The following is a 25,721-nucleotide window of genomic DNA, read 5'->3' as shown; positions in this document are numbered from 1 at the left end:
CCCGGACAACCAACGATGAGGAATACCCCCATGACCCCACTCGACGCGTCAGCCCCGCAGAGGCGAAAGGGCAACCTGCGGCTTCCGCCACTGATGGTTGCCCTGCTCGCCGTCACCACCGCCCTGACGGCAGTCATCGCCTACTCGAACCACACCGTTGAGCACCACCCGCCCGCAGAACCGACGGCGATCCCCGCAGGCTGGAGTAAGGTCCCCGGCGACACGCCGACCCCGGCCATCATCACCGCACCATGCCTCGCGGAGCTGGCCGACGTGCTCTCCGCGGCGGCGGGCTCCAGTAGCTCGGCCAGCGCCACCCCGGCGCGCCCCGCCAGGTACGCCCGCACACACACTCGCGCCTGGGCCGCGCAGGACACCTTGAAGCCATCGGGGAACAGCAGCCGCACGATCGTCACCACCGAGACGTGGCAGTGGCGGGCCGCTGACGGGTCTGGTCGCACCGTCAGCACCACACCCGGCTCCGCCGGCCACGCCGTCACCGACCACCTCGCCGGGGGAATCCCCGCACCGCTACCCGAGCCAACACCCACCGACCCGTACACCCTCGCCACGCACCTCGCCGCGGTGCAGCCGCCCGAGATGGGCCCGCAGTGGATCATCCGCGCGGTCGCGGACGTGCATCTCACCCAACACCCTGCCCCGGCCACCAGGATCGCCCTGCTCCGCCTGCTCGCCACCGCCGAGGCCGTCGTCTGCCACGGCACGGCCGCAGACCGGGCAGGCCGGGCCGGTACCGCCGTCGCTGTCGAGCACCAGCAGGCCCGCGACACTTTGATCATCGACCGGACCGGCTGGGTCCTCGCCCACGAGAGCACCGACCTCGGCTCGCCGTCCGGCATGGACAAGAACGCACCACGCCTGCGCTCGTACACCCTCATCATCGACCGCTCCGCAGAAACCACGATCGACACGGCGGAGGCCACGCGGTGACCCGAACCCGAACCGGCGCGTTGCTGCTCACCGCGTCACTTCTTCTCACGGCCTGCGCCGGATCCGCCGACGGCGTGAATCCCGACCCGCTGCTTCCGACGACGCCCCGGAACAGCACACCACCGGTCGCGGCTGGCCCGGTCCTGACCCGCCTGGCCGACACCCTCACCGACGCACCCGCCGACACCACCAGCGGCGACTACCAGTACGTCGAGCGCCGCACCTGGTACCGCGACATCACCGGGCCACCCGGCCCCATGGGATGGCTCGAACGCGTCCGCATCGACCAGCTATGGCGCACCGGCGACGCCGCAAACGGCCGGCAGGTCAGCGTGCACATCGGTGCCAGCAGCTGCACCCCGGACGGTGGAGACAGCAGCTGGACAGGCCGGACCGGCGACCGGTTCGACCAACCGCCACCGAGGAAACCAGCCGACCTGCGCGCCCACCTGCTTACTGCCGCCGGTCTCGACGAGACCGGTCCCGAACACATCGTCGCCGGCGTCGCGATGCTCTACGAGCGCCACGCGCTTACCCGCCCGGTCCGGGCCGCGATCCTACGGCTCCTCGCGCAGCAGCCCGGCCTTCTTGTGCAGACCGGCGTCACCGACCGCGTTGAACGCCCCGGCGTGGACGTCATCCTGCCCTACACCGGCCGTTCCGGTGTGCCGAGGCGCGACATCCTCACCATCGACGCGACCAACGGCGTCCTCCTCGCCGCCCACACCGCCATCACCGGCCCCATCCCACCCCAGGACCCGAGCCTGGGACCCGACCCCAATGACATGATCATCGCCGAGGCCTACGGCTACCGGCTCTACGTCGACAGCCGCCGCACCCCGGACACCCGTACTCCAGCGGCTGGCTGTCAGCACCCGGCGGCCCGGCCATGACCCACCGGCGACGACGGTTCAGGCAACCACCCAACACTGCTAACCCGCTGAGGGCAGCCGGCCTCGAAACACGCTTTCCGGGCCGGTTCAGTTTTGTACATCAACTTCAATCAGATGGTAGAGTCCGCGCCGTGACCGAGGATGAGAAGCTCATCGCTGAGATGGCCGATGGCGGGATCGTCGACGGGCTGCGGTGGGCGGTGACATCCGCGCACGCGCGGGCCTGGGCTGACTTTGACCCGGAGACGGGTCATAACCAGACGGTGCTCGGTATCGCGGCTCATACCCTCCTGGTTGATCGGCAGGACCGAGTGTTCCGGCTGGAGAGGTACATCGCCACGAACGATGGCCGGGACCAGGATCTGCTGCTGGCGGGGCTGCTTCCCGCTGAGCGGGACACGCTGCCCGTCCTCACCGGCGTAGAGCGCGCCGACCTCAACAATTCGCCTGCATGGCGGTATGGGCGGTACCGGTGGTTCCTGAGCTCCTTCGAGCACGGCAAGGTCCACGACATCGCGTGGGGACGGAAGAGCCCTACGAAGCGCAAGATCGCCGCGCAGACCGGTACCGACAGCCCCGACCAGATCGTCATGCCTGGCACCTACGACGAGCCCGTCGGCCACGCGCTGGACACGATCACCCTGCGCGAGCTGCTAGAAGCGAACGCCCGTGACTCCGTCGTCAATATCGTCCTCGCGCATAGCATCGATCCCCACAGCGGAGCCACCGAGTTGTTCGTCGGCAAGCCGAGGCTGAACGTCGGAGGCGGCAGGCCGTGGGTATGGCTACGGTCCCTGCTCGCTGGCGACGGAGGCTCCGGCTCCGGGGCGAAGCCCCAATCGCCCGCGCCGACCGGGCCCGCCCGTGGTGCCGACGTGCCGGACGCGCCGGTGCGGCTGCGGCCCCGCGTTGCCGGGAGGGAAACCGCTGTGGAGTCACCAGGGCGATGAGAAGCCCGACTACCACGACCGCCGCCGCGCGGCTCGCCGACGCCGCCCGGCTGTTCAGCGGCCGACGGCTAACCCTGGCCCGGCAGGTCGCTGGGTTACGCAAAAACGGCCTTGCAGAGCGTATTGGCAAGACACCTACGGCGGTGGCTGGCTACGAGAACGGGACCAAGCGGCCCGCGCCCGCCACAGTGGCGCAACTCGCATTGACCCTCAAGGTCGAACCGTCGTTCTTCATGGCGGCCGACGCGCCAGACACCCCGATCCCTACGCCGCACTTCCGGTCCTTGAGGTCCACGACCCAGCTCGTCCGCGACCAGGCACACGCCTACGGGTGTCTGGTCGCGGACGTCGCCACCTCGTTGGAGAAATACGTCGAGCTGCCGCAGCGCGACGTGCCCCGACGGCCGGTGCCGCCGGATGTGGTGGCCACTGGAGAAGCGGAGGATGCTGCTGCGGATGTTCGTACCGAGTGGGGCATGGGGACAGGTCCCGCCGGCCACCTCGTTCGGCTGTTGGAGAACAAGGGTGTTCTCGTGGTCTTCTCGCTTCCGCAGACGGCCGCCGTGGACGCTTTCTCCATCGAGGCGGGTGACCGGCCGATTATCTTGCTCAATCCGGTGAAGGAGGATTACTACCGGCAGCGATTCGATGTGGCTCACGAGCTCGGCCACCTCGTCATGCACGCCGACTCGGAACCAGGCAGCAAGCTCGTCGAGGACCAAGCGCACCGCTTCGCCTCCGAGTTCCTGATGCCCGCGGCCGGCATCATCGACGAGTTGCCAGCGCGGGTGGACTGGCAGCGGCTGTTCGCCCTCAAGGAACGCTGGGGCGTTAGCCTGCAAGCTCTGCTCATGCGGTGCCGTCAACTGAGGGTCATGAGTGAGTCGACCTACCAGAAAGCCATGGTGACACTGTCGTCCCGCGGTTGGCGCCGACAGGAACCCGGTGAAGGAACGGCCCCCGAGATGCCGTCGCTGCTACCCAAAAGCGTCGACCTCCTCGAATCGGCAGGCTACCCCGCCCGCACGCTGGCCGCGCAAGCCCGCGTTCCCGCCTTCCTCTTCGAGATGGCAACCTCACGCCGCCCCACCGCCGCGTTCAGGCTGGCCGATGGACATGCATCGGGCAAAGAGGCACATGACAGTTTTGCAGGTGGGCTGGTAAGTCTGCCAATCCCAAACTTGCACAGAATAGATGGCGGTATCTGAGGCCAATCAGTCTCGGGATGTCCGAGTGAACAGCCCTCACGCCAGGCGGCCGGCCGGGCGAGCAATGCCTGGCAACAGTCCGGTTCGGCTGCGGCGGTAGGGGCTTGTGCGTTGCTGCAGGCGAGCCCTACACAGGTATCACCTCGCGCATACGTCCTTCGTGTCCTATTCCGAGCGTGATGTGACCGACTGGTCCGAGGCCGTGGCGAACCTGCACGGCAATACCGCGAAGGACGAGGGCGACGTGCGGCGGCCTACGAGGCGATGCCAAACGTGTGGTCGGCTTACGGCTACCAGGACACACCGACCGAGATCGTGAGAACGCTCATCGACGCCACCGAGGTCGGATACATGGCCGCCCTGAACGACATCCGCAGCGGCGACCTCGACGACGAGATCACGATGTGGCGCCCTGGGCCTAGCTGAGCAGTAAACCCAGGCGAGCCACCGTGCTGCCAGCGGTAGGTTGTGGGGGTGATCGTCGGGATCATGGGGGGCAGGACGCAGACGACCTTGCCGAGGATCGTCGCGTGATCGCCGGGCAGTACCGGGTAGTGGGGGTTGCGGGGGACGAGTCGCCGTCGACGATGGCCGCTTCGATTATGGAGTCGCCGCGTACCCGCAGCGCGAACAGCGTGCCCCGGCCGACCAGCTCGGCGGGTAGGGACTGAGTCACCTCACCGGGCACGCGAAACGCCGGCCCAGCGATGGTTCGGTTCGGGTGGAGGGCCAACCGGCACCTGAGCTGCGGAGCTTCCATCCCAGCCGCGTGGAAGTGGCATGTGCGGCTCCGAGAACGGGAGGCGATGGTGGCCTTGGCCTGGGAACCGAGACGGTGACGGGGGCGGCCCGCGTGAACGGGGTGGTGAAGTCGACGAGGCAAACGGTGACAGCCGGGCAGGCGCGCACGGCCGGCGACGAGGTGGATGGGGTTCAAGGGTGAAGACGTCGTCGTTCGGGATGGAGCGCCGCGGCGTTGCCGAGGTGCAACTCGCGTTCACCAACTTGAACTGGGCGTTCCGGGAGCAGCGCGAGGCGGATCAGGGTATCGACGCTCAAGTCGAGGTTGATGGTCTGACGACAAACCCCACCGGCCGTTACATCGCCGTTCAGATCAAATGCGGGCCAACGTTCTTCAAAAGGAGGACGCGGAACGGGTGGCGCTTTACCGGAGAGCCTCGGCACCTCACGTACTGGCTGGCCCACCTGATGCCCGTGGTGCTCGTCATCGTCGACCCGCAGACCCGAGTCGGATACTGGGTTCAGATCACCGCCGACGCGGTACGCGAGACCGACTGCGGATGGTCGATCGAGGTGCCGTCCGGGAACGTACTCGACGCGTCATCGCGTGACACCCTGCGTGACATCGCGTTCGCCGCTCCTTCGGCCAACCCGGATCCTGTCGCGGAGGTTCTGCCGCTGTTGCCACCTTCCACGGTGGAGATGCTGTCGGCTCTCAGCCGGGTCGACTCCGAGGGCGCGCGGCGTCTCGCGCGGATGCTCAGCGGGGGCCGCGACGACCCGAGGGCGGTCGTGGAGCCGCTCCTTGTCGCGAGCCGGGGCTGGGTTCACGCTACGGTGGAGCGGCTGGCGACCGTCGGGGCGTATGCCAACGACCACGGCCACCGGGACTTGGCGATGGAAGCGTTCGCGCTGGCGGCCGAACGGGACCCGGACAACCAAAAGCGGCTGCGTGGCATCGCGGCGATGATGGCCATCATTGTCGGGGACAGGAGCCGAGCCGCCGGCCTTCTCCGTCCGGTCCAGGGTCCGCAACGGGCAGGGACGAACCTGCTCATGGACGTCGCCGTCTGCGTCCTTGAAGCCGATGAATCAGGCAGAGATGACCTGCTGGAGAAACTCCTACGCGATCGGCCCGACGTCGAGCTTGACGCGGAGCCCACCTGCCTGTTGTTCCTCGCGGAGCGCGCTGCCGGCCAGGGTGACTTCGACCAGGCGCTGGCCTTGTATGACCGCGTTTGCAAACGGCAACCGACCAGCATCGGTGGAAGGCTCGGCCGGGCACGGGCGCTCATGGAGCGCCTGCTACGCGGCGCCACGGCCCTACCGTTCCGTGACCAGCAGGAGGTGATAGCGCTCGCCACGTCCGTCCGGGACGACCTACGGCGATGGGCTGGACCAAGCGAAGCCGTACATCGTCTTCTCGTGCAGGAGCGGATGCTCGTCGGCGCGTTCATGGAGGTCATCGAGCTGGCCACGCCCACCGCATTCGGCGGCCAAGCGAACGACCGCGAAGCGGGCGACCCCATCGTCGCGATCGTGGGCGCCCAAGCCAGCATCGCCCTGGACGACCGAATTCGTGCCGTCCGGTTCGGCGACGCCATGCGCGGCACACCCGTCGAGCCACTGATCCGCGCGCTCGCCGCTGATCCGCGCCAACCCGCCACGGCTACGGTCGCCATGTGGCGTGTCGCGCTCGACAACGCGGACACCGCGCTTGCGGCCAGGCTCTGCCTGAACCAGCTCGCCTCCAGGGGCGCACTCGACGCGACAGACCTCGACCGGGTGGCGGTGTTGGCGAATCTCGACGACACCGACCGCGTCGCTTTCACCGCCCGCAACGCCGCTGGTAGCGGTGACCTCGACGGAGCTGTCACACTGCTACGGTCTGCCTGGTCACCCGCTGCGGGAGAGTTGCTGGTCGAGATCCTTCGTGAGGCGGGACGCTACGACGAGGCCCTCGCCGTGTGCGACGAGACCTGGACGGGATACGGGGCGCTGAAGGCGCTCCAGGAGAAGGTGAACATCCTGGCTATCCGGGGCGACCTCGATGCCGCCGATGAGTGCGCCAAGGATTTATTCGCCACCGGCGAACTCGCGGCCGAGCACCGCAGAGCCTTGCATCGCCGGCTCATTGAGCGCAGAGCCAAGCGAAGCGACTGGGCTGGTGTAGAGGCATGCTGCCGGGCAGCACTCAAAGACGAACCGACGAATCATGATTATGCGTGGGGGTTGATCATCTCTCAACTCAACCAGAACCGGTGGGACGCGGCGTGGGCGTCATACCGCCATCTGAGACCCGAAGTTACCGATCCAGGCATTATCTCCGCCTGGGTCGGCCTGCACCTACGCTTCGACAACACGCCGCAAACCAGAGTCACCGCTGCGACGCTGGCCAGCCTTTTCGCGCACGAGCCGCACGCACTCGCCTGCCTCGAGAGGCTCAACAATTCGGCACCGTGACGACTCCGCGATGCCCCGCCGCTCTCCCATCGATGCAGCCGTGACCGGTGACCCTGGAGGATGGCCCACCACTCTGCCGCGGCGCTTCGTCGGGCCGGCCAACCATCGCGGCCGAAGCACCACGGCGATGAAGATCTACGATCCCACAGCGGTCTGTTGCGTTGGGGAGAAGCATGATCGACTTCACCTTGCCCGGTGAGGTCGTCGTCCTGCGTCCGGTCTTGGTCCTCGCCGTCGGCGGCGTTCGTCGGGTTCCGGTGCCCGCCTGAGGTGATCGTGCCGGCGGTCCGTTGGTACCTGCGGTTCAACCTCTCCTACCTGTGGAGGAGCTGCTGGTCGAGCGCGGTGTCGAGGTGGATCACGTCAGGGTCTACCGGTGGGTGCAGCGGTTTATCCCGCTGCTGGCCTGAGGCCGCCCGGTTCGCTCGTCACTCAACTGGTGACCCGCTGGTTCGTGGACGGCACCTACGTCAGGGTCAACGGTGTCTGGCGGTACGTGTGCCGGGCCGTCGACCAGCACGGGCAGGTCATCGACGTTTTCATCTCACCTCGTCGGGACGCCGACGCGGCCCGGCGGTTCTTCCACCGAGTGCTGACCACGTTGAAGATCACGCCTACCGAGGTGGTCACCGACCCGAACCCGGTCTATCCGAGGGTGCTCGACGACCTGGTCCCGTCGGCGTGGCACCTACGTCGAACGGCATGCCAATTAATCTGATCGAGGCTGATCAAGCACCGGCTCAGACCGATGCGCGGGCTACGCGCCGACCGCACCGTGCAGCCGATCGTCACCGGCCATGCCTTCATGCAGAACCTCCGACGCGGACACTACGAACTTGCCACCGGCGCCCCACCCGCGACCCGAGTAGCCGCCGCGTTCACCGAACTCGCACGAGCGATCTGACCAGTGCCCGCTGACACGGCTCGGCGTGCCCACCGATCCGCCAGCGCAACAGCGCCGGACAGGACCTAGTAGTGCTTTGTTAGGTTCGGTGGCGTTTGTTGCGGTGTAACGGTTTCACGGGTTGGTGGCAGGTGGTGCAGGCGCCGGTCCAGGTCGCGAGGAGTCGCTGCAACTCGCGGATGACCTTGTAGAGGGTCAGGCCGGCGCAGCCGCTTTTGGGTCCGAGCGGAGTTCGGTGATGAACAGGTGCGCGGCGGTGACGAGGGTGACGTGGCGGTGCCAGCCGATCCAGGAGCGGCCTTCGAAGTGGTCCAGCCCGAGGCCGGTCTTCAGTTCGCGGTAGTCGTGTTCGATGCGCCAGCGGATCTTGCCGTAGCAGACCAGGTCGGTGTGGCTGGTGGTGGCGGGAAGGCTGGACAGCCAGTACTTGACCGGCTCGGCCTCGTCGTCGGGCCACTGGGCGATCAGCCACCGCTCGGGCAGGAGACCGTCAGCGTCGCGGGCGACGCGGTGCCCGGCCGGGCGTACCCGCAGGAAGACGAACTGCGAGCTCATCAGGCCCTTCGAGCCCTCCCGCCAGGTGATCGTCTCTACAGCCTCGCGTCCGGCGGCGTGGACGTGTTCGACCAGGCTGATCGCGGTCTTCGGGTAGCGCGGCTCGGTGCGCGTCGGCGGACGGCCCCGACCTGACCAGACCCGCGGCACCGGCTGCACGCCCGGTTCGTGGGCGAGGGCGTCGCCCTTGACCTGCATGATGTAGCCGATCCCACGCTCGTCCAGCGCGCTGCGGAACTGGCTGTTGTCCCCGTAGCCGGCATCGGCTGCCAGCAGCGGTGGACGCAGCCCGTACCCGGCCAGGTCGTCGAGCATCTCCACCACCAGCGCCCACTTCGGCCGGTGACGCTCCTCGTCAGGGATGCCGCAGCGGGCCCGCGCAGTGGCCACCTCGGGTCGGGCGGCCTCGTCAACAGCATCGTCGTCCCAGACCGTCGGCAGATACAGCCGCCAGCCCAGAGGGCACGACGCGGTGTCGGTGACGGCGTGAACGCTCACCCCGATCTGGCAGTTCGCGACCTTACCGAGGGTGCCGGAGTACTGCCTGGCCACACCCGGTGAACTCTTGCCGTCCTTCGGGAAGCCGGTGTCGTCGACCACCCACGCCACCGGCTCGATCACGTCGACCGCCCGGCGGGCCAGCCGCATCCGCACCGCCGTGGTGTCCCATGTCGAGGTCGTCACGAACTGCTGCAACCCCTGATGATCCACCCCCAGCCGATCCGCCATCGGCTGCATCGACTTACGCCGCCCGTCCAACAACAGGCCTCGCAGATACGTCTCACCCTTGGCCCGCTGATCCGACCGGACCAGCGGGGTGAACACATCTGCGGCGAACGCCTCAAGCCGTTGCCGCACAACGGAAAGCTGATCAGGGGTCACGGCACCATCGAACTACCCCGGCCATGCAGAAGGTCTACGACACGCCGACCTAACAAAGCACTACTAGCCGTTGGGCGTCTGGCCGGATAGGGTCGGCAAGTAGTCCATGCAACGCGGCAGGCCAGTCCCTATGCAAGCAACTCGCGTCGGCATGGCGCCGTACGACGTAGCTGCGCCGGCACTAAGTGTGTCGTCCTCGGCACATCGCGGGCTCGTCTGGTAGGCGATCGGCGGGATGCAGATCCCGGTCGGCGTGGCATAACCGTGAACGGTATGGTCATCCGCCAGGATCGGGCCGGATGGTGCGTTGCACCTGGAGGGAGACGGGATGACCCGGCTACGGGCAGTGCAGCCGTCATTCTTCGACAATGATGCGGCAGGTACCGTTCCTCCTAATGTGCTAGCTGAGGACGCCGCGCCCTTGCGAGTCGTCGACCTATTTGCCGGCGCGGGCGGGTTATCCGAGGGCTTCAGGCAGGAAGGGTTCGTCGTTGTTGCGGGTTCTGACATAGACCCGGATGCGTGTGCCACGTACGCACTGAACTACCCCGCCGCAGAGACGATCTGCGGCGACATCAGGCAGCCGGACATTCGTGAGCGAATCATCGCTGCGGGTCGCGGTGCTGACGTGGTCGTTGGTGGTCCGCCCTGCCAGGCGTTCTCTCAGGTGCGCAACCATTCCCGAATCATCGATGACCCCCGCAACTCCCTCTACCGGGAGTTCGTGAAGGCGGTCGACGAGATAGCACCGACCGCCTTCGTTATGGAAAACGTGCCGGGCATGGCGCAAATGGGGGTGCTCCAGCAGGTAAAGGAAGACCTTGAACTCGGCGGGGCCTATACAGTGGATCCTCGTGTCGTCGATGCCGCCGACTTCGGGGTTCCCCAGGCACGAAAGCGGATTGTCTTTCTAGGCTGGCGCCGTGAGTTGAATCCCGCCCCAATACTACTGAAGGGCACGGCGGTGACCTCGTACCTTTCGCTAGCCCGGCTAGCGAAGGGGAACTACGCGATAGAGGGACGCGGGGACAAGGCTAGCAACCTGCTGCGAGTACTGGAGGATCCTGACGACATCGCCGTCGTCTCAACCGCCCAGGCGATTTCCGACCTGAGTGGATTGCAGACCGGCCGCCGGAACGACGAGACGGTCTTGCGCGACCTTCCGGAGCCTGAGTCCGCCTACCAGCGGCTCATGCGCAAGGAACTCGGCGAGGCACTGCACAACGTCAGCGTTCCCCGTATCAACGAGGACACGGTCACCCGGTTGCAGGGGATTCCCCCAGGCGGGAACCACCGCGATTTGGAGGAGGCCCTTACGGCCAGGTACATCAGCGGTCAGAAGTGGGGACCGAGTACCGACAGCGGCAAGCTGGGCCGCGCCCACTTCTACGCGTACCGGCGCCTCCATCCTGAAATTTGGGCATGGACGCTCAACACCAAGGCCGACTGCGCCTACCACTACCAGCACGAACGGGCGCTCAGCGTCCGGGAATTCGCCAGGCTCCAGTCGTTCCCCGACCACTTCGTCTTCACAGCCGACCCGCGCCGTGGCAAGATACCTGGACGCATCGACGGGGGTCCGGCGCACTCGCGCTACCGGCAAGTCGGCAACGCCGTCCCTCCGCTACTGGCAGCAGCCATCGCACGGGAGGTAGCGGTACTTGTCCGCAGCACGGCGAGCAAGGAACCCAGCACGCAGTAATCAACCCGCCGCAGCGACGCCCCTGTCCGATGATCTCCTCACAGAGAATGGACCTGCTGACGTCACCGAACGGGCCTTCGGTTCGGCCAACCGAAACAGGCTGCTCGACCAGTATTTCGCCACCAGGGGACCCATCAAGCCGGGCGAGGCCTGGGAACACGCCTACCGCCTGCTGCTCTGGATCGACCGGACCATCGGCCTTGCCCACTGCTACGAAAGCGACAAGTGCCAGCCGGGACGCCATTGGTACCCGCGGTCGCTCGCCTTCCATGGCTGGTTGGCCGAGCGGCTTGGGTCGACCCCGGCGACCTTGAAGGACGACGTTGATTGGCTATTCCGCAACGTCACCGCAGGCCTCGACGCCCTCGTCCTCGCGGCATCGAAGTCGACCATGGTGCAGAAACAGCGCGCACCCTACGCCGGGCAGGGGTTCCCCGAGCCCGGCGAGGATCCGAAGCTCCTCGCGATCGTCCACGACGCCCTACAGGAGTGGCTGCCCGCCAAGCTACCTGACAGCGTTGAACGCTCACTGGTCGAGCGCATCCAGACACACATCAACCAGGAGAACAAGCGCAAGAACCTGATTGGCGAGGGATTCGAGGACACCCTGGCCGCGATCCTCCGCAGAATCCCCGGGCTAGCCAAACGCTACGACATCCGCACGCGGCAGGTATTGCACGAGATCCCAGGGTTCAATCCCGTTCGAAAGGGACAAAAAGAACGCAAGGTAGATCTCGTGCTGATCCGGAAGCCAGACGGGCGCCGGACACTCGTCACCGCGAAGTGGAGCGTCCGCGCCGACCGAGAGGAACAGTTCACGGCTGACTTCCGCGACTACAGCAGGGCAGAGAACCGAAGCGAAGACTTCGACTACATCCTCGTCACCAACGAGTTCGACCCAGCACGGCTGAAGCGCGCCTGTGAGGTCCGGGTCGAGAACGCCCTCATGCTGACCAGCGTCGTCCACGTCCAGCCGCAAGGACCGCTCGTCGCCTACCAGGACGCGGTCCACCACAAGAACTGGAGCGCCCCGCACGTCTACAAACACATCCAGACTGGGCGACTGACTTCCCTAGAGGGATGGATTACGAACCTGACCGCGTAGGGGTCTGCTGCGTCGGCAGGTGACAATCACGCGGCCTGAGGCCCGAGACCAAGTTTGCCCCGCCTACCCGACCCCTGCGCCCCTCGGAAGTCGGTTACCTGACAGCGACGCACCCGATCGGCTGGTGTGCATGACAACCACCGCCGACCACACTCCACCGGGTGACTTACCAATCACCTGACAACAACGATGCGTGGCAGGGACCGCCACCGGCCACACAGCAGTTCACACACGGCCTGCCACCGGCAGCACCGCCTCGCCGGAGACTCGGCATCGGCGCAATCATCGGAATCGTCGCTGGGGTAATTTTTATCGCGTGCTGGCGTCACCGGGATCGTCGCGGTCGTGAGCGATGAGCCTCGACCAGAGGCGAAGTCCTCGCCGACAGCCGCAGCGGTCGCGGCGACTGTTCCCGCTGCTGCGGAACCCACACCAGCGCCGACGACGTCAGCACTTACCGCGACTGCTCCGGCTGCGAGAACCGCCCCCGCCCCGCCGGCACCTACCGCGCCGCCCACACCGACGAAGCTGGTCCTGCCGAACTTGAAGGGTATGAACGCTGCAGTCGCCGACGACACGCTCCGGAAGCTCGGGTTCACAAACATTCAGTACGGCAGCCAAGACGAGAACGACACACTGGTTCTGATGCTGGCAAACTGGACGGTGGCAAAGCAGTCAGCGAAGACCGGCAGCAAGATGCTTCCGGACGACCTGGTGGTAGTGACCTGTACCAAGCAAAGCTGAGTCCAACGGGTAGTAATTCTCGCTGTGGTCCTGCTCTACGACGAACAACACGCCGGCACTGTGCTACGCGACTATGAGGACTATTTCTACCGGCATCGATCACACCAGAGCCTGGGTCAGCATCTACGACTACGATCCCCGGGCGGTCGTCGCGATCGACAAGGCGATCCCTCGGCGCCACGTCCTTGGCGGCCTCATCAACGAACTGCTTGATCCGCTCACAAATCCGCAGCTCATAGCCTGAACCCAATTCTCACACGGTACAGGGAGTTCTCACCAGCATGTCCACAGCACCGACCACGCTCAGCGCGCCGACCACGGGGAGCGGCATGTACCTCGCCGGTCTGCGGCTCACGAACTTCCGTTCGTGTCGCGGCGTGGAGATCAAGCTTCAGCCCGGTCTGACGCTGCTCGTCGGCGACAACAATTCCGGCAAGTCCAACGTCATCGACGCAATGCGGCTGCTGACCACGCCGCTGAGCGGGCGACGGGTCCGCTACCTGGAGGTCGATGACATCTCCACCGGCGCGAATGGGCCGATCGAGATCGTCGGGGAGTTCGATGGTCTGACGCGGTTTCAGCAAGGCCAGTACATCGGCGCGCTCGATCTCGCCACCAACAAGGCGTACTACATGACCCGGTTCCGGCCGAACGTGGACGTACCGCGTCGGTCCAAGCTGGGAAATCTGGTCGGGCGAGCCGCCGGGCCCGACGCCGAACCTGAGAAGCGCGACCAGATCCGGCACGTCTACCTGGCGCCGCTGCGCGACGCAAAGCGTGAGCTGGACTCCGCCACCGGCAACCGTATGGCGCTCATCATTAAGTACCTGACGAGCGAGGCCGACCGAACGGACTTTCTCGACCAGGCGATCGACGGGCTGCGCAAGCTCGAGGAGCACGAAGTCATCACCGGCACCCAAAAGCGGCTGCAGGAGCACGTCAGCGACCTCACTGATCCGGTCCGTGGGCAGGTCATCAGTCTGAGCTTCCGCGACGTCCGGCTGCAGCGGCTCGCTCGTGGCCTGCGCCTAAAGATGGCCGAGCACGGCGTCGACCTCGCCGACATCGAGGACTCGGGCCTCGGCTACGCCAACCTGCTCTACATGGCGTCGGTCATCATCGAGTTGCGCAACGCCCAGGACGCCGAGCTCACGCTCTTCCTCGTAGAGGAGCCGGAGGCCCACCTTCACCCGCAGCTGCAGGCCGTGCTGCTGGACTACCTCCAGGAGCAGGCCGTCAAGTCGCTGCGCGACGACACGGACGGCCCGGCGGGTCGCATCCAGGTGGTCGCCACGACCCACTCGCCGAACCTGGCCAGCGCGGTGGGCATCCGCAGCATCGTGGTCCTGCGCACCCAGGAGACCCCGACACCGGCGATCACCGAGGATTCCTTGGCCACCGAGGTCGAGGTGGTGCCGACGGGCATCCAGCGCGGGACCGCCGCGATCGCCCTGTGCGACATCGACCTGACCGATGAGGAACGCCGCAAGATCGACCAGTATCTCGACGTGAGCCGCGCCGAGCTGCTGTTCACCCGGCGCGTGGTCCTTGTGGAGGGCGTCTCCGAGGCCGTCATCCTGCCGCCGCTCGCACGCCATTGCGTTCTCGATAAGACGGCACCCAGCTACGGGGCGAAGTGCCGCGAATTCCGGGCCGTGTCGATTATCAGCATCGGCAGCGTCGACTTCGGCCCGTACCTCAAGCTCCTCCTGCAGCAGGTCAACGGCGTTCGGCTCGTCGACCGGCTGGTGGTCATCACCGACGGCGACCCCGACGTCGCTGGCGAGGTCGACCAGGACGACGACCTCGACGATGAGCCCAAGGCCGGCGAGCCAAAGACGGAGGACGAGCCGGCCGTCACACTCAGCCGCAAGGACCGGCTGGAAGAGATCGGCACCCAGCTGAGCGCCGACTCGATCCTCGCCGTGTTCGCCGCCGAGTTCACGCTCGAGGCCGACCTGATGAACCCGTTCACGGTCAACGGCCCGCTGCTAGAGACCGCGTTCAAACGCCAGAAGCCCAGGTCGGGTAGATTCTGGAGTACGCTCACGATGAGCACAAACCCGGCGGAGGTCTTCTACCGCAAGCTACGCACCTCCAAGCGGTACATCGGCAAGGGCGAGTTCGCCCACGACGTCGCCGAGCTGATCCAGAGCGGCGGCACGTTCAAGTGCCCCGCCTACCTCACCCAGGCCGTCCAGTCGGCGATGCGGTAAGCGGGCATGGACGAGATCGACTTCTCGCCGGCTCAGCGTGCCCTCATCGACAAGCCGGGCAGCGTCTTCGTCCCGGCGTGCCCGGGCGCCGGGAAGACCCAGAGCATCGTCGAGCGCTTCACCCAGCGCCCCGGCGTCGCCGCTCGGCAGGGCGTCGCCCTTTTGTCGTTCACTAACGCCGCGATCAACGAGGCGCGTCAGCGGTGCGCTCAGCGGCCAGACCTCATCACGGCCCCGAACTACGTCGGAACGATCGACGGCTTCATCAACCGGTTCATCGTCACGCCCCTGTACAAGGCGCTGACGGGCCAGGTCCCCACGTTCAAGGACTCGTGGCACACCGTCCAGGGCACCGCGTTCGGGGTGGCGGGAGTGCCGCTGGAGTTTCAGCTCGGCTGGTTTGCCTTCGACCACGACGGCGGCAACGCCCGGCTGGTTAACCACCATGTCCCGTACGCCCAGCGAAGCACCGTGACCAACCTCCCGGACTGGCAGCGGAATAAGGCCAACACCAGTGCGTCGCGCTTGGCTCGCCGGTTCCTCGCGAATGGGGTGATGGACTGCGCGGCGACGCGGGTGTTGATGGAGCACTACCTCAGCGACCCAACCAACCGGGCCCGCCTGGGCCAGCTGATGAGCGCCCGGTTCGGGTCGGTCATCGTCGACGAGGTGCAGGACTGCGACAGCAGCGACATCTTCCTCATCAACTTTCTGCTGGACTGCGGCATTGAGACCGTCATGGTGGGCGACCTCGACCAGTCCATCTACGGCTTCCGCGGCTCCACCATCGAAGAGGTCAAAGACCTCGTCGGCCGGGTCCCCGAAGGAACCCGGTTCGACGGCAACTACCGAAGCTCCCCGGCGATCTGCGCCGTCGTTAACAGCTTGCGCGCCGACGCCGGCACCGATATTCCGCTCGGGAGATGGAAGGACGACCAGTATCCCGTCGTGGTCCTGCCCGTGGGCGGGTTCGGCCACGCTCGCTCGAAGATCATCGAGGTCGCCGAGTCGATGGGCTTCACTGACGACGAAATCAAGGTGCTCGCCTACGCCGAGAAGGACGCCCGCGAGTGCGCCGGCGCCTCACCGCCGGGCGACAGGAGCGGTGGCAAACTCGTGCAGCTCGCCCAGGCCGCAGCGACCCTTCAAGATCTCCGCGGCAGCGCCCGGGCCCGGACCCAGGCCATGCAGACGATCGAAGGCATCCTCCGCGGGCTCGGCCACAACGATGACCATGTGCTCGCCGACGCCGAGTTCCTCGACTCCGTCGGACTCACCCCACGCACATTCCGGAACGGTTGCCTACGGCTCGCTAGTAGGACCTCACCCTTCGGCGGCCCACCCAGCGCCTTCCGCGCCGAAATGCGCAACGGCATTAAGGCGTTGGGTTGGGACGACTGGATCAACGTCGGCGGCCTCCGCTCTCCGAACGGCGACACCTGGCCGGTCCTCATGGTTGACGAACCCGATGCGCTCGATTGGTCGACGATCCACGGCTTCAAGGGCCTCCAGGCAACGGTCACCGCGGTCGTGATCCCGCCGCTGCCGAGACGCGCCACCTCCCTCGACGGTGTCGGGCTCTGGGGTGAGGGCAATCCCGGCGAGAGCCGGCGGGTGCTTTACGTCGGGGCATCCCGCGCCCAGCGCCTGCTCATCCTGGTTACCGCCGACACGCAGGTGCCAGCTGTGACGTCCTGCCTTCAACGGGATGCAGTGCCATTCAGGGTCATCCACAACACCCGAGACACCGGGGGCAAGAGAGCCTGACACCCCAGCCGCTTCGGCGCGGCAGTTCCATGGCCTCTTGATCGGTATCAACCGCTACCGGTCCAAGTCGGTGCGTCGACTGGCGTCGGCCTCCCGCGATGCGAAGGCGCTGCGCGCGTCTTCTGCGGCAACCTTGGTGATGCGAACGGCACGTTGCTGGTGGACCGGGCAGCTACCCGCGACGCGGTCGTGGCGGGTCTCATCGATCTTCAGGTCCGCAGTGCACCGGAGGACGTCGTGGTCATCTCGATCCGGCGACGCCGGTGCTGTTGGCCGACGGGACGAAGCCGCGTCAACCGGGCACGGGCACTGGTCAGACCGCTCGCGTCAGTTCGGTGAACGCGGCGGCCACCCGGGTCGCAGGTGAAGTGTCGATGGTTATTTTTGTAGTCTCCGTGCTGGAGGCTCTGCACGAAGGCGTGGCCGGTGGTCAGCGCCCGTGTAAGAACCGCCGGGCCGTGGCGGTGTCAACGCGGTGACCCCTGGACGTTCAGATCCTCGCCGACGCCGGCTACCAGAGCCTTGGTCCCGACACCAACGGCGCGGTCATCACCCCCAGGCCCGGCAGGAATCCGGCGTCTCCCTGATGAACCACGCCTTCGGCACAAACCGAAGATCGACATCGCCCCGGCAATCCGGCCGCAACCCCGACGACGAACGCATGGACTGCCGCTTCCTGTTCCCCGGCGCCATGTAGGCCATCCGCAACCCCCGGGGCCACGGCCTCGACCTACCCGACACCGCGGAGGAAGCCCTCGAATACCTCGCCCTGGCCAGCCTCTTCATGCGCCGCCTCGACTAGGCCGGCGCCTAACTACCTCGACCTGACGGACGACATCATGCAGGACTGGACGCTCAAGGGCGACGAAGTCCGCGCCCTACCCTCGCCCTCCGAGTGCTGATCTCCGCCCAGCACTCCTGGAACTGGCACAGCTGGCTCCTCGAAGCCCAACAAGGGCCCCACCGCGGAGAGCCGGAAGTGATCCAGATCCTCGCGGAGGCGTGGGGCTGGCTGCAGGCCAAGTGCTTGATCGCCTGGAGCTTCGAAGATGACTCCGACCACGGATTCAAGATCACCCGTCGCGGCCACGAGTTCCTTCGCCAGGGCACCCGCTGGCTGCGCGCCGTCGCACGCCTCGATATAGACCTTGTCGCCGAGCTCGAGTTCACCGCCCGGCCGCAGTTCCTGCGCGGGGACTACGAGACCGCCGCGTTCACGGCGATGAAGGAGGTCGAGGTCCAGGTCCGCCGCCGCGCCGGGCTCTCCGACAGCCTCGTCGGCACCAGCTCGTTCAGGAAGCGTTCCGCCCGCCTAAGAACCCCGACGGGGACGCCGGGATGCTCTGGCGCGAAGAGCTTGACCCCGGCGAGTCGGTCGCCCAGATGGAGCTGTTCAAGGGTGCCACTCGGCCTGTTCAAGAACCCTTCCAGCCACCGCCGCGTCGACTTCACCGACGCCACCGAGGCCGTCGAAGTTGTCCTCCTTGCTGACCTCCTGCTCCGGCTCCTCAGGAAGATCCCCGAGTAACCATTGCCGTCATGACAACCATCAGTGTTATGGTTGTCGTGGCGACAACAGTTTAGGGGTGGGATGGTGCGGATGGGCGGGGCGACCGAGGTCGCGGAAATCTTGAACGTGTCGCGGCAGCGGCTACTGAAGTTGCGCGAGCGGCCGGATTTCCCGGATCCGATCGGCGAACTGGCGCAGGGCCCGATTTGGGATCTGGACGAGGTGAAAGCCTGGAACGGGTCAGGTCTTCGTCGCTCAAGTTCGGGCCGGCCCAGCGCTGACGCCGCGACGCAGACGCTCGGCGGCCGCTTCCTCATTGAAGACAAGATCGACAGCGGCGGGTTCGCGGACGTGTTCCGCGCGGTCGACAAGAAGAAGACCGGCCGTGTCGCGTCGATGGCCGCCGTCAAGATCGTCAAGGACGACTTGGTCACCAGCGACCCAGAAGCCGTCGCACGGTTCAACCGCGAGCTGCGCATGCTCGACGGGGAACTCGAGCACCCGCACATCATCCCGATCCTCGGCCACGGCGAAGTCAACGGCGGCAAGATTTGGTATGCGATGCCCCTGGCGCGCGGCAGTCTCCGCGCGAGCCTGAACGACCTGGTCGGCCAGCCTGTTCTCATCCTCGATCTGATGCGCCAGATCTGCAGCGGGCTGGAATACATCCACGGCAAGGGCATCTTCCACCGCGACCTCAAGCCCGAGAACATCCTGCGCCTCGACGCGAGCACCTGGGCGATCTCCGACTTCGGTCTCGCCGTCCAGGCCGAGCGCAAGAGCACAATCTTGACCTCTACCATGCGCTACGGGCTCGGGTCGCACTTCTACTCGGCCCCGGAACAGGTCAAATGCGCCCGCGACGCCGACCACCGCTCGGACATCTTCAGTCTCGGCAAGATCCTCCAGGAACTCGTCACCGGTGAGATCCCGATGAGCACCCTGATGCCGGCCAGCCTGTTCCGGCCCGTGGTCGAGAAAGCCACCGAGCATTCGCCCGGCAGGCGCTACCAATCCGTCAAGGACTTCCTCACTGCGGTCGAGCACGCCGTCGAAGCGCCCGCGACGAAATGGGAATCCCCCGAGGAGACAGCGGAAAGGCTCAGCGAGCTGGTCCGAAGCCCACACGGTTACGAGAGCCTGGCCACTTTCCTGACCTGGGCCGAGCGCCTCGACGAGAACTCCTCGGACGACATGGACGCTCTCGCCTCGGTGATGCCCTCCCTCAAGTCGTCCTCGATCGCCGCGCTGCTTGATAACGACGAAGACTCGTTTTTGCGCATCTACCGGCGCTTCACCGACCACGTTGCCGCATCAGGGTTCAACTTCGCCGCCTGCGACGGCCTCGCTGAAGTCTGCAAACGCGTTGTTCGGGAAACCGCTGGGCACGGCGTCTTGCGGCAGACGGTCACCGCCCTGGCCGAACTCGGCCAAAGCCACAACCGCTGGCACGTCCGTGACGTCCTCACGGAGATGCTTCAAGGGATCCGCGAGCCAGAACCCGCCCTCGCGGCGCTCGAAGGACTCCGCGACGCTGACCTCACGGCCGTCTACTGGTCGCTCGAAAACTTCACCGTCCGGTCACTCCATCCCAACCTCCGCGCGGGGATCGAGGCACTCCTGGAAGAGGATGAGCACTAGCAACTTCGTGCATGGTTGCGGATCCTTGAGTATTGATGATCGTTGTTTCCGGGCGCAGCGTCATGACCGGCTCGCCGCGCGTACCTGCCGCCGCCGGATCGGAGCAGGCGCCAAGCACCGGTTCGAGTTCGTTGATCGGCTGCTGGCCACGCTGGTCCATCTCAGCCACGGGCTGCCCCGCTCGAAATGTTCAGCGAGTCGATGGCGACTTCAGGAGCATCACTGGGTCCTGTTGTGCGAGGCCCCGAACCGCGAGCGGCGGTGCGGGTGGTGATCGTGGTTGCTCGGTGGGTGCTCGTACGTCGGGGAACTGGCAGGACGTACCGCTACGGACACGGACCCGACAGGAAACGCGACGTCCGCAAATCCATCGACGCATCCTACGGATCAGAAGGTTAGGGGTTCGAGTCCCTTCGGGCGCACAAGATCAAAAGGGGTCTGAACTGCCGTAATGGCAGTCAGGCCCCTTTGCTTGTCCGTCCTGCGTGGACGGTGGGTGTCACGTGGGTGCGATGTGGGTGCCAGCTCTGTTGGCGAGTTCTTCTCGCGCCCTACGGTCCTGACCTGCCGCTTCGGCGCTGCGCCCGGGCTAGTCGGGGTCGGGGCACCTGTTTTCGGCCGTGGGGTGGGCCGGTTCTTCCGGGCCTTGTTCTTGATCTTCTTCCGGGTGCGGCGGGCTGCGGCCAGGACGAGGTGGGCGGTGGCGTCGGCGCAGCGCTGCTGCACCTCGGGCAGGACGCTGGTGTAGGTGTCGGCGGTGGTCACGATGCTGGAGTGGCCGAGGAGATCTTGCAGGGTCTTCAGGTCGGCGCCGGCCTGGTGGGCGAGGGACGCCGCGCCGTGCCGCAGGTCGTGCAACCGCACCGGGGGTAGTCCAGCGCGTTGGACGAGTGTGCGGAACCGGGTCGTGGCGTAGTTCGGGTTGATTGGCAGGCCATCGGCGCGCACGAACACGTACCCGGTGTCGGTCCACGCCTTGCCATCCGCGGCGGCCTCGCTCCTCTGGTCGAGTTGGCGGCGGCGGTGCGCGCGCAGGACCTGGACGGTGCGTTTGTCCAGGGCGACCGCGCGGCGTCCGGCGGGGGTCTTCGGATCGCCTTCGACGATGGTGTAGCCGGCGGTGGTGCGGTTACGTTCGATCGTGAGGACGCCCTGGTCGAGGTCGACGTCGGTCCACCGGAGCCCGCACATCTCGCCTCGGCGTAGGCCGCGTAGGGCGGTGAGCCACCAGAACGCGAACAGTGAGTCGTCGGTCACGCCGCTCAGGAAGTCGGCGAGTTGGTCGGCGGTCCAGACCGCCACCGCCGGCCGGTCGCCGGTACGTTCCCACTGCGCGACGCGGGCCTCGGTCCACACCTTCGCGTGCGGCTGCTGGTAGCCGCTGACCTCGATGTGCCGGCCGGGGTTGCACTCGATCAGCCCTTCGCGGACGGCGAGGTTCAGCGCTGCCCGCAGGGTGGTACGCAGGTGCTGCATCGCCGACGGGGACTGCGGTCGGCTCTTGCTGTTGGTCGTGGCGGCGATCTGAGCGAACACGGTGCGTAGGAGTCGGGCGTCGAGGTCGGCGAGTCGGTAGTGCCCGAGGTGGGGGATGAGGACGTTGTCGACATCGCGGGTGTAGTGGAAGCGGGTGGTGGGCCGGATCTTGGTGCGGTTGTTGAGCCAGTACCGTAGCCACCGTTCCACGGTCCAGCCCTGCGCGGTGCGGTCCGCCTCAGTGGTGGTCAGCCATTCGTCGCGGGCGCGGCGGGCGGCGGCCTGCGACGGGTAGCCGCTGCGGCGGGCCCGTTCTGGCCGGCCGAGCAGATTCGTGGAGCAGTGGAAGTACCAGGTGCCGTGGCCACGTTCCCCCAGGCGGGGGCAGGACTGTTCCAATCGCCGCCTTTGGTCCTCTCGGCACCCGCACCGTTTGAAGATCACACCTGACGTCGCCATGACCGTGCCCTTCTTGTGGAGTCACCTGTTCCACCGAAGCCGGCTCACCCGCAGGTACGGGTCCGTCGACCGGCGCTTGCCACATGCGCCTTCCGACGGTCCACACACTGCCGGAGCCGGGTGAATCGGACTCGGCCGTCGACCGTGCTCAGGGAGCAAGTTCGCGTGTTGCGGTCTGTGTACGGATCTTGAGCGCCCTGGCCACCCTCGGCTGGGTCAATCGCCGCAGCTTCTGTTGCGGACTTTTGCACCCTTTTGCAGCGGTCCCAGAGTCCGATCGAGGTCACCGGAGGTGAGTTTCCTTGTGCGGAGAGTGGCCGGATTCCTACAGTCCCTGTTCAGTTACTGAGCGCGGGGGAGGGATTCGTGGCTCGTCGGAAGACTGCCACCGCCCGGTCACGTCTTACGGCAGCTGTTGCCGTGGTGACGGCGGTCGCATTACTGGGTATATCGGGTGAACCACTGGGGTTCCTTACCGGCCGTCCGGATGGTGTCGCTGATGCCGGACTCGGATCCGATGAGGCGATGTCCCAGCGGACCGCCCGCGAGACCGGCAGGTCGGTGCAGGTCAGGAGTCTCACGTCGGAGACGACCGAGGTGTATGCCCTGCCCGACGGGCAGTTCCGGGCTGACATCGCGGCGGGCGTGCAGCGGTTCCGCCGGGGCGGGGACTGGGTTCCGGTGGACCTGACGCTGCAGCTCCGGCGGGACGGCTCGGTCGCCCCGAAGGCGCACCCGAACGACCTGCGGATCTCCGGTCGGGCCAGCGCGGGCGTGCACGAGCTGGCCGCTGTCGGTCGTGGTGCCGGCCGGGTGGCGATGGGCTGGTCGGGGGTGCTGCCGACACCGGTGCTGGCAGGGAACCGGGCAACCTATGTGGACGTCCGCCCGGGTGTGGACCTGGTCGTTGCGGCGACCCGGACGGGTTTCGAGCAGTTCCTGGTGGTCAAGACCAGGAAGGCCGCCGCGCAGGTGGAGACCATCACCTTTCCCTTCACCGGTCCTGGGGTGGCCAGCGCGGCGCGCAGTGGGAACGGAGCGATCGTGATCTCCGACCGGGCCGGCGATCAGACCGCCCGGATTCCAGCGCCGCTGATGTGGGACGCGAAGCGAGCCGCCGCCGCCGGTGGCCCTGCCGCCGAGAAGCCGGTCCGCACCCAGGTGGTGAGCAATGGTGGCACTGTCGAACTGATCCTGACCCCGGACCGGAGTTGGCTGCTCAGCGCGTCGACCAGGTATCCGGTGACCATCGATCCGACCGTCGACCCGCTGACGACGACGTTCGACACCTACGTCCGGGAGTCGGTCACCACGGACAAGAACCAGGAACCGGATCTTCAGATCGGGCTGCTGGCGACCACGCCGGCGACTCTGGCCCGGTCGTTCCTGACCTGGGACACGACGCTGCTTGCCGGGAAGCAGATCAACGCGGCGACGGTCTCGTTTTGGAACTTCTGGTCGGACACCTGCACTCCGACATCGTGGGAGATCTGGACCGCCGGCACGTCGACCTACTCCACGACGTTCACCGACCAACCGTCGTGGGACCACATGGAGGCGAGGTCGACGGCCACGTTCGGCTCGACCAACTGCGCCGACGGCTGGGCGACCATCGACGGCAAGGGCTTCTTCCAGCGGGCTGCGACCGCGAACAAGACCAGGGCCGGGATGGGCGTGCGGGCCACCGACGAGACGGCGACCACGGGGTTCAAACAGTTCCGGTCCCGCGAGGGCACGAACGCCGCCGAGGACCCGAAGGCGTCGGTGACCTACAACTCCTGGCCGACCATCACCTCGCGGGCGACCGTCCCGGCCACCACCTGCGTGACCGGCTCCAGCCGTCCGCTGGTCAACACCCTCACCCCACAACTGAAGGCCACCGTCGCCGACGGGGACGAAACCGCGATGACGGTCACCTTCGAGTGGTGGGCGCTTGACGGTATCGCGGCCATCGGATCGGTCGCCTCGACGGGCGTCACCTCCGGTTCTACAGCTACGGTCACCGTGCCCGCCGGGGTGTTCGCCGAGGGCGGCAGTTACAAGTGGCGGGTGAAGGCAGCCGACGGCGTCACCGGCAGCGATGCCTGGTCGTCGTTCTGCGAGATGACCGTCTACGTCACCGTCCCGCCGGTCCCCGGCTGCACCGCAGGCGCGGACAGCGACTTCAACGGCGACGGCGTGACCGACATCGCGATCGCCGACCCGGAGGCCACGGTGAACGGGCAGGAGAAGGCCGGGCAGATCCACGTCAGTTACGGCGGCATCGGGACGGTGCAGACCGTGCACGAAGGCAACGCCCAGGTTCCCAGTGGGGCGGAGGCCGGCGACGGCTTCGGTACGTCGATGGCCAGCTACGACGCCAACAACGACGGTTGCACCGACCTCGCCGTCGGAGTGCCTTACGAGGACCTGAACGGGCTGGCCGATGTCGGGGTGGTGAACGTGCTGATCGGCACCCCCGCCGGCCTGGCGAAGGGGCCCGCCTCGGTGACCCATCACCAAAATGTCGGTGCCACGCCGGATGTGCTCGAGGCGGAGGACTGGTTCGGCTATGCGGTGCACGGCGGGCGGACCGCCTCGGGCGAGCCGTATCTACTGATCGGGGCACCGGGCGAGGACCTCGGCGCCGCCGTGGACGCGGGCCTGGTGCACTACCTGCGCGGCACGGTCAACGTCGTGCTCGACCAGGCGGTGACCGGCTCCACCGACAGCAACGAGACCGACGACCGGTTCGGCTACTCCGTCAGCGGATCGGCGCACCACCTCGCAGCCGGCCGGCCCGGCGAGACCACACCGAACGGAGCGGCCTTCGCCGGCGCGGTCACCATCTATACCCACGAGTTGGTCTCCGGCCTTCCCAGGCGGGTCAAGGACCAGACCGGTGGAGCCGGCTATGCCTACGCGAACTTCGGCAAGTCGATATCGATGGCCAGTTACCGCCCCAGCGGAGCACCAGTGAACCAACCCGACTCGTTCATGGTGGTCGGCGCTCCCGGCGACGGGATCGGTGGAAAGGCCGACGCGGGCAAGGTGCACCGGTACCACCTGACAACGAATGCGGCGACCGGTGTCAACGGCGTGGGTCAGGGTCTTGAAGGACTGGCCGGATCAGCCGAGGACGGAGACTACTTCGGCGAGCGGGTCTTGGTGGTCAACACCGCACCCGGCGAGGTGTCTACCCCGCAGACGTTGCTGGTTGCCGTCGCGGCACCGGGTCAAGATTTGGACGGAGCAGCGGATGCCGGCATCGTGCAGGTCTTCGGCGCCGCAGCCAATCCCGTCACCAGTTCAGTTCTGCTACGCCGGGGCGGCGGCGTCCTGCCGGGCAGCCCGGCCGGGCAGGAACTGCTCGGGTTGGGCCTCGGCGCCACACGGAACCACCTCTATCTAGGCAGCCCCTACGGTGACGACACGGTGTACGCACTGGCCTGGTCGGATCTCGCTGCCGGCACCACGACACCGGTCCGGCAGTGGCAGCCCGGCGTGGGCGGCATTCCGGCCGCGACGGCCGCCTTCGGGGCGGCGGTCAGCTGATGGAACGTACGCATTCGCAC

The 25,721-nt window shown here is 66.8% G+C and carries 16 protein-coding genes and 2 pseudogenes; 15 read left to right on the top strand and 3 right to left on the bottom strand.

Annotated elements, in window-relative coordinates; genetic code table 11:
* The first annotated feature begins 30 nt into the window (after positions 1-30).
* The 4 genes from IGA62_RS11915 (at position 31) to IGA62_RS11900 (ending at position 4,002) form a co-directional block, all read left to right on the top strand.
* A complete protein-coding gene (locus IGA62_RS11915) occupies positions 31-951 on the top strand; it encodes a hypothetical protein (protein ID WP_186500119.1) in 921 nt (306 codons plus the stop codon).
* Positions 948-1,844 carry a hypothetical protein gene (locus tag IGA62_RS11910; protein ID WP_145821608.1) on the top strand — a complete coding sequence of 299 codons (897 nt, stop codon included), beginning with the start codon at positions 948-950 and terminating at the stop codon, positions 1,842-1,844. Before IGA62_RS11915 ends, IGA62_RS11910 begins: the two co-directional genes overlap by 4 nt.
* A gap of 131 nt (positions 1,845-1,975) precedes the next feature.
* The gene (locus IGA62_RS11905; RefSeq protein WP_145821609.1) at positions 1,976-2,794 is read left to right on the top strand and encodes a hypothetical protein; all 819 of its coding nucleotides are present in this window, start codon (positions 1,976-1,978) and stop codon (positions 2,792-2,794) included.
* Positions 2,791-4,002, top strand: a complete 1,212-nt coding sequence (locus tag IGA62_RS11900) for a helix-turn-helix domain-containing protein (RefSeq protein WP_145821610.1) — start codon at positions 2,791-2,793, stop codon at positions 4,000-4,002. Before IGA62_RS11905 ends, IGA62_RS11900 begins: the two co-directional genes overlap by 4 nt.
* Before the next feature lie 497 nt (positions 4,003-4,499).
* Here the strand turns inward: IGA62_RS11900 and IGA62_RS30020 are convergent.
* A pseudogene (locus tag IGA62_RS30020) lies at positions 4,500-4,681 on the bottom strand (LexA family protein); the annotation flags it as partial.
* Positions 4,682-4,941: 260 nt separating this feature from the next.
* On the opposite strand from IGA62_RS30020, the gene IGA62_RS11895 reads away from it, so the two are divergent.
* Together IGA62_RS11895 and IGA62_RS11890 are read left to right on the top strand one after the other, a co-directional pair.
* Positions 4,942-7,206: a DUF4365 domain-containing protein gene (locus IGA62_RS11895; RefSeq protein ID WP_186500120.1), complete on the top strand. Its 2,265-nt coding sequence runs from the start codon at positions 4,942-4,944 to the stop codon at positions 7,204-7,206.
* Positions 7,207-7,476: 270 nt separating this feature from the next.
* A pseudogene (locus tag IGA62_RS11890) lies at positions 7,477-8,110 on the top strand (IS6 family transposase).
* Positions 8,111-8,305: 195 nt separating this feature from the next.
* Here IGA62_RS11890 and IGA62_RS11885 read toward each other — a convergent pair.
* Positions 8,306-9,547: an IS701 family transposase gene (locus IGA62_RS11885; RefSeq protein ID WP_186500122.1), complete on the bottom strand. Its 1,242-nt coding sequence runs from the start codon at positions 9,545-9,547 to the stop codon at positions 8,306-8,308.
* Positions 9,548-9,875: 328 nt separating this feature from the next.
* On the opposite strand from IGA62_RS11885, the gene IGA62_RS11880 reads away from it, so the two are divergent.
* The 8 genes from IGA62_RS11880 to IGA62_RS11845 all read left to right on the top strand — a co-directional run bounded on the left by IGA62_RS11880 (position 9,876) and on the right by IGA62_RS11845 (position 20,232).
* A complete protein-coding gene (locus tag IGA62_RS11880) occupies positions 9,876-11,249 on the top strand; it encodes a DNA cytosine methyltransferase (RefSeq protein WP_145821613.1) in 1,374 nt (457 codons plus the stop codon).
* Entirely contained in the window at positions 11,209-12,354 is a 1,146-nt protein-coding gene (locus IGA62_RS11875; protein ID WP_198501226.1) for a hypothetical protein, read from the top strand. Before IGA62_RS11880 ends, IGA62_RS11875 begins: the two co-directional genes overlap by 41 nt.
* 552 nt (positions 12,355-12,906) lie before the next feature.
* The gene (locus tag IGA62_RS11870) at positions 12,907-13,098 is read left to right on the top strand and encodes a hypothetical protein (protein ID WP_145821614.1); all 192 of its coding nucleotides are present in this window, start codon (positions 12,907-12,909) and stop codon (positions 13,096-13,098) included.
* Between the two features lie 281 nt (positions 13,099-13,379).
* On the top strand, positions 13,380-15,314 hold the full coding sequence (locus IGA62_RS11865; protein WP_145821615.1) for an ATP-dependent nuclease: 1,935 nt from the start codon (positions 13,380-13,382) through the stop codon (positions 15,312-15,314).
* A 6-nt stretch (positions 15,315-15,320) separates the two neighbouring features.
* Positions 15,321-17,081: an ATP-dependent helicase gene (locus IGA62_RS11860; protein ID WP_145821616.1), complete on the top strand. Its 1,761-nt coding sequence runs from the start codon at positions 15,321-15,323 to the stop codon at positions 17,079-17,081.
* A 700-nt stretch (positions 17,082-17,781) separates the two neighbouring features.
* Positions 17,782-17,883 (top strand): TIGR02391 family protein, encoded by a 102-nt coding sequence (locus IGA62_RS30915; RefSeq protein ID WP_198501268.1) that lies wholly within the window; start codon positions 17,782-17,784, stop codon positions 17,881-17,883.
* Positions 17,884-17,976: 93 nt separating this feature from the next.
* Positions 17,977-18,609 (top strand): TIGR02391 family protein, encoded by a 633-nt coding sequence (locus tag IGA62_RS11850; RefSeq protein WP_186500124.1) that lies wholly within the window; start codon positions 17,977-17,979, stop codon positions 18,607-18,609.
* Between the two features lie 72 nt (positions 18,610-18,681).
* On the top strand, positions 18,682-20,232 hold the full coding sequence (locus tag IGA62_RS11845) for a serine/threonine-protein kinase (RefSeq protein WP_145821618.1): 1,551 nt from the start codon (positions 18,682-18,684) through the stop codon (positions 20,230-20,232).
* Positions 20,233-20,619: 387 nt separating this feature from the next.
* Here the strand turns inward: IGA62_RS11845 and IGA62_RS11840 are convergent, their stop codons facing one another.
* Complete coding sequence (locus IGA62_RS11840; RefSeq protein WP_145822283.1) at positions 20,620-22,086, bottom strand: tyrosine-type recombinase/integrase; 1,467 nt, start codon at positions 22,084-22,086, stop codon at positions 20,620-20,622.
* Positions 22,087-22,629: 543 nt separating this feature from the next.
* Between IGA62_RS11840 and IGA62_RS11835 the strand changes: the two genes are divergently transcribed.
* Positions 22,630-25,701 (top strand): DNRLRE domain-containing protein, encoded by a 3,072-nt coding sequence (locus IGA62_RS11835; protein ID WP_377465285.1) that lies wholly within the window; start codon positions 22,630-22,632, stop codon positions 25,699-25,701.
* Positions 25,702-25,721 lie beyond the last annotated feature (20 nt).

Origin of the sequence: Micromonospora sagamiensis, from assembly GCF_014680085.1 — a bacterium.
Lineage (GTDB): Bacteria > Actinomycetota > Actinomycetes > Mycobacteriales > Micromonosporaceae > Micromonospora > Micromonospora inyonensis.
This window is presented reverse-complemented; position numbering and strand designations above follow the sequence as displayed.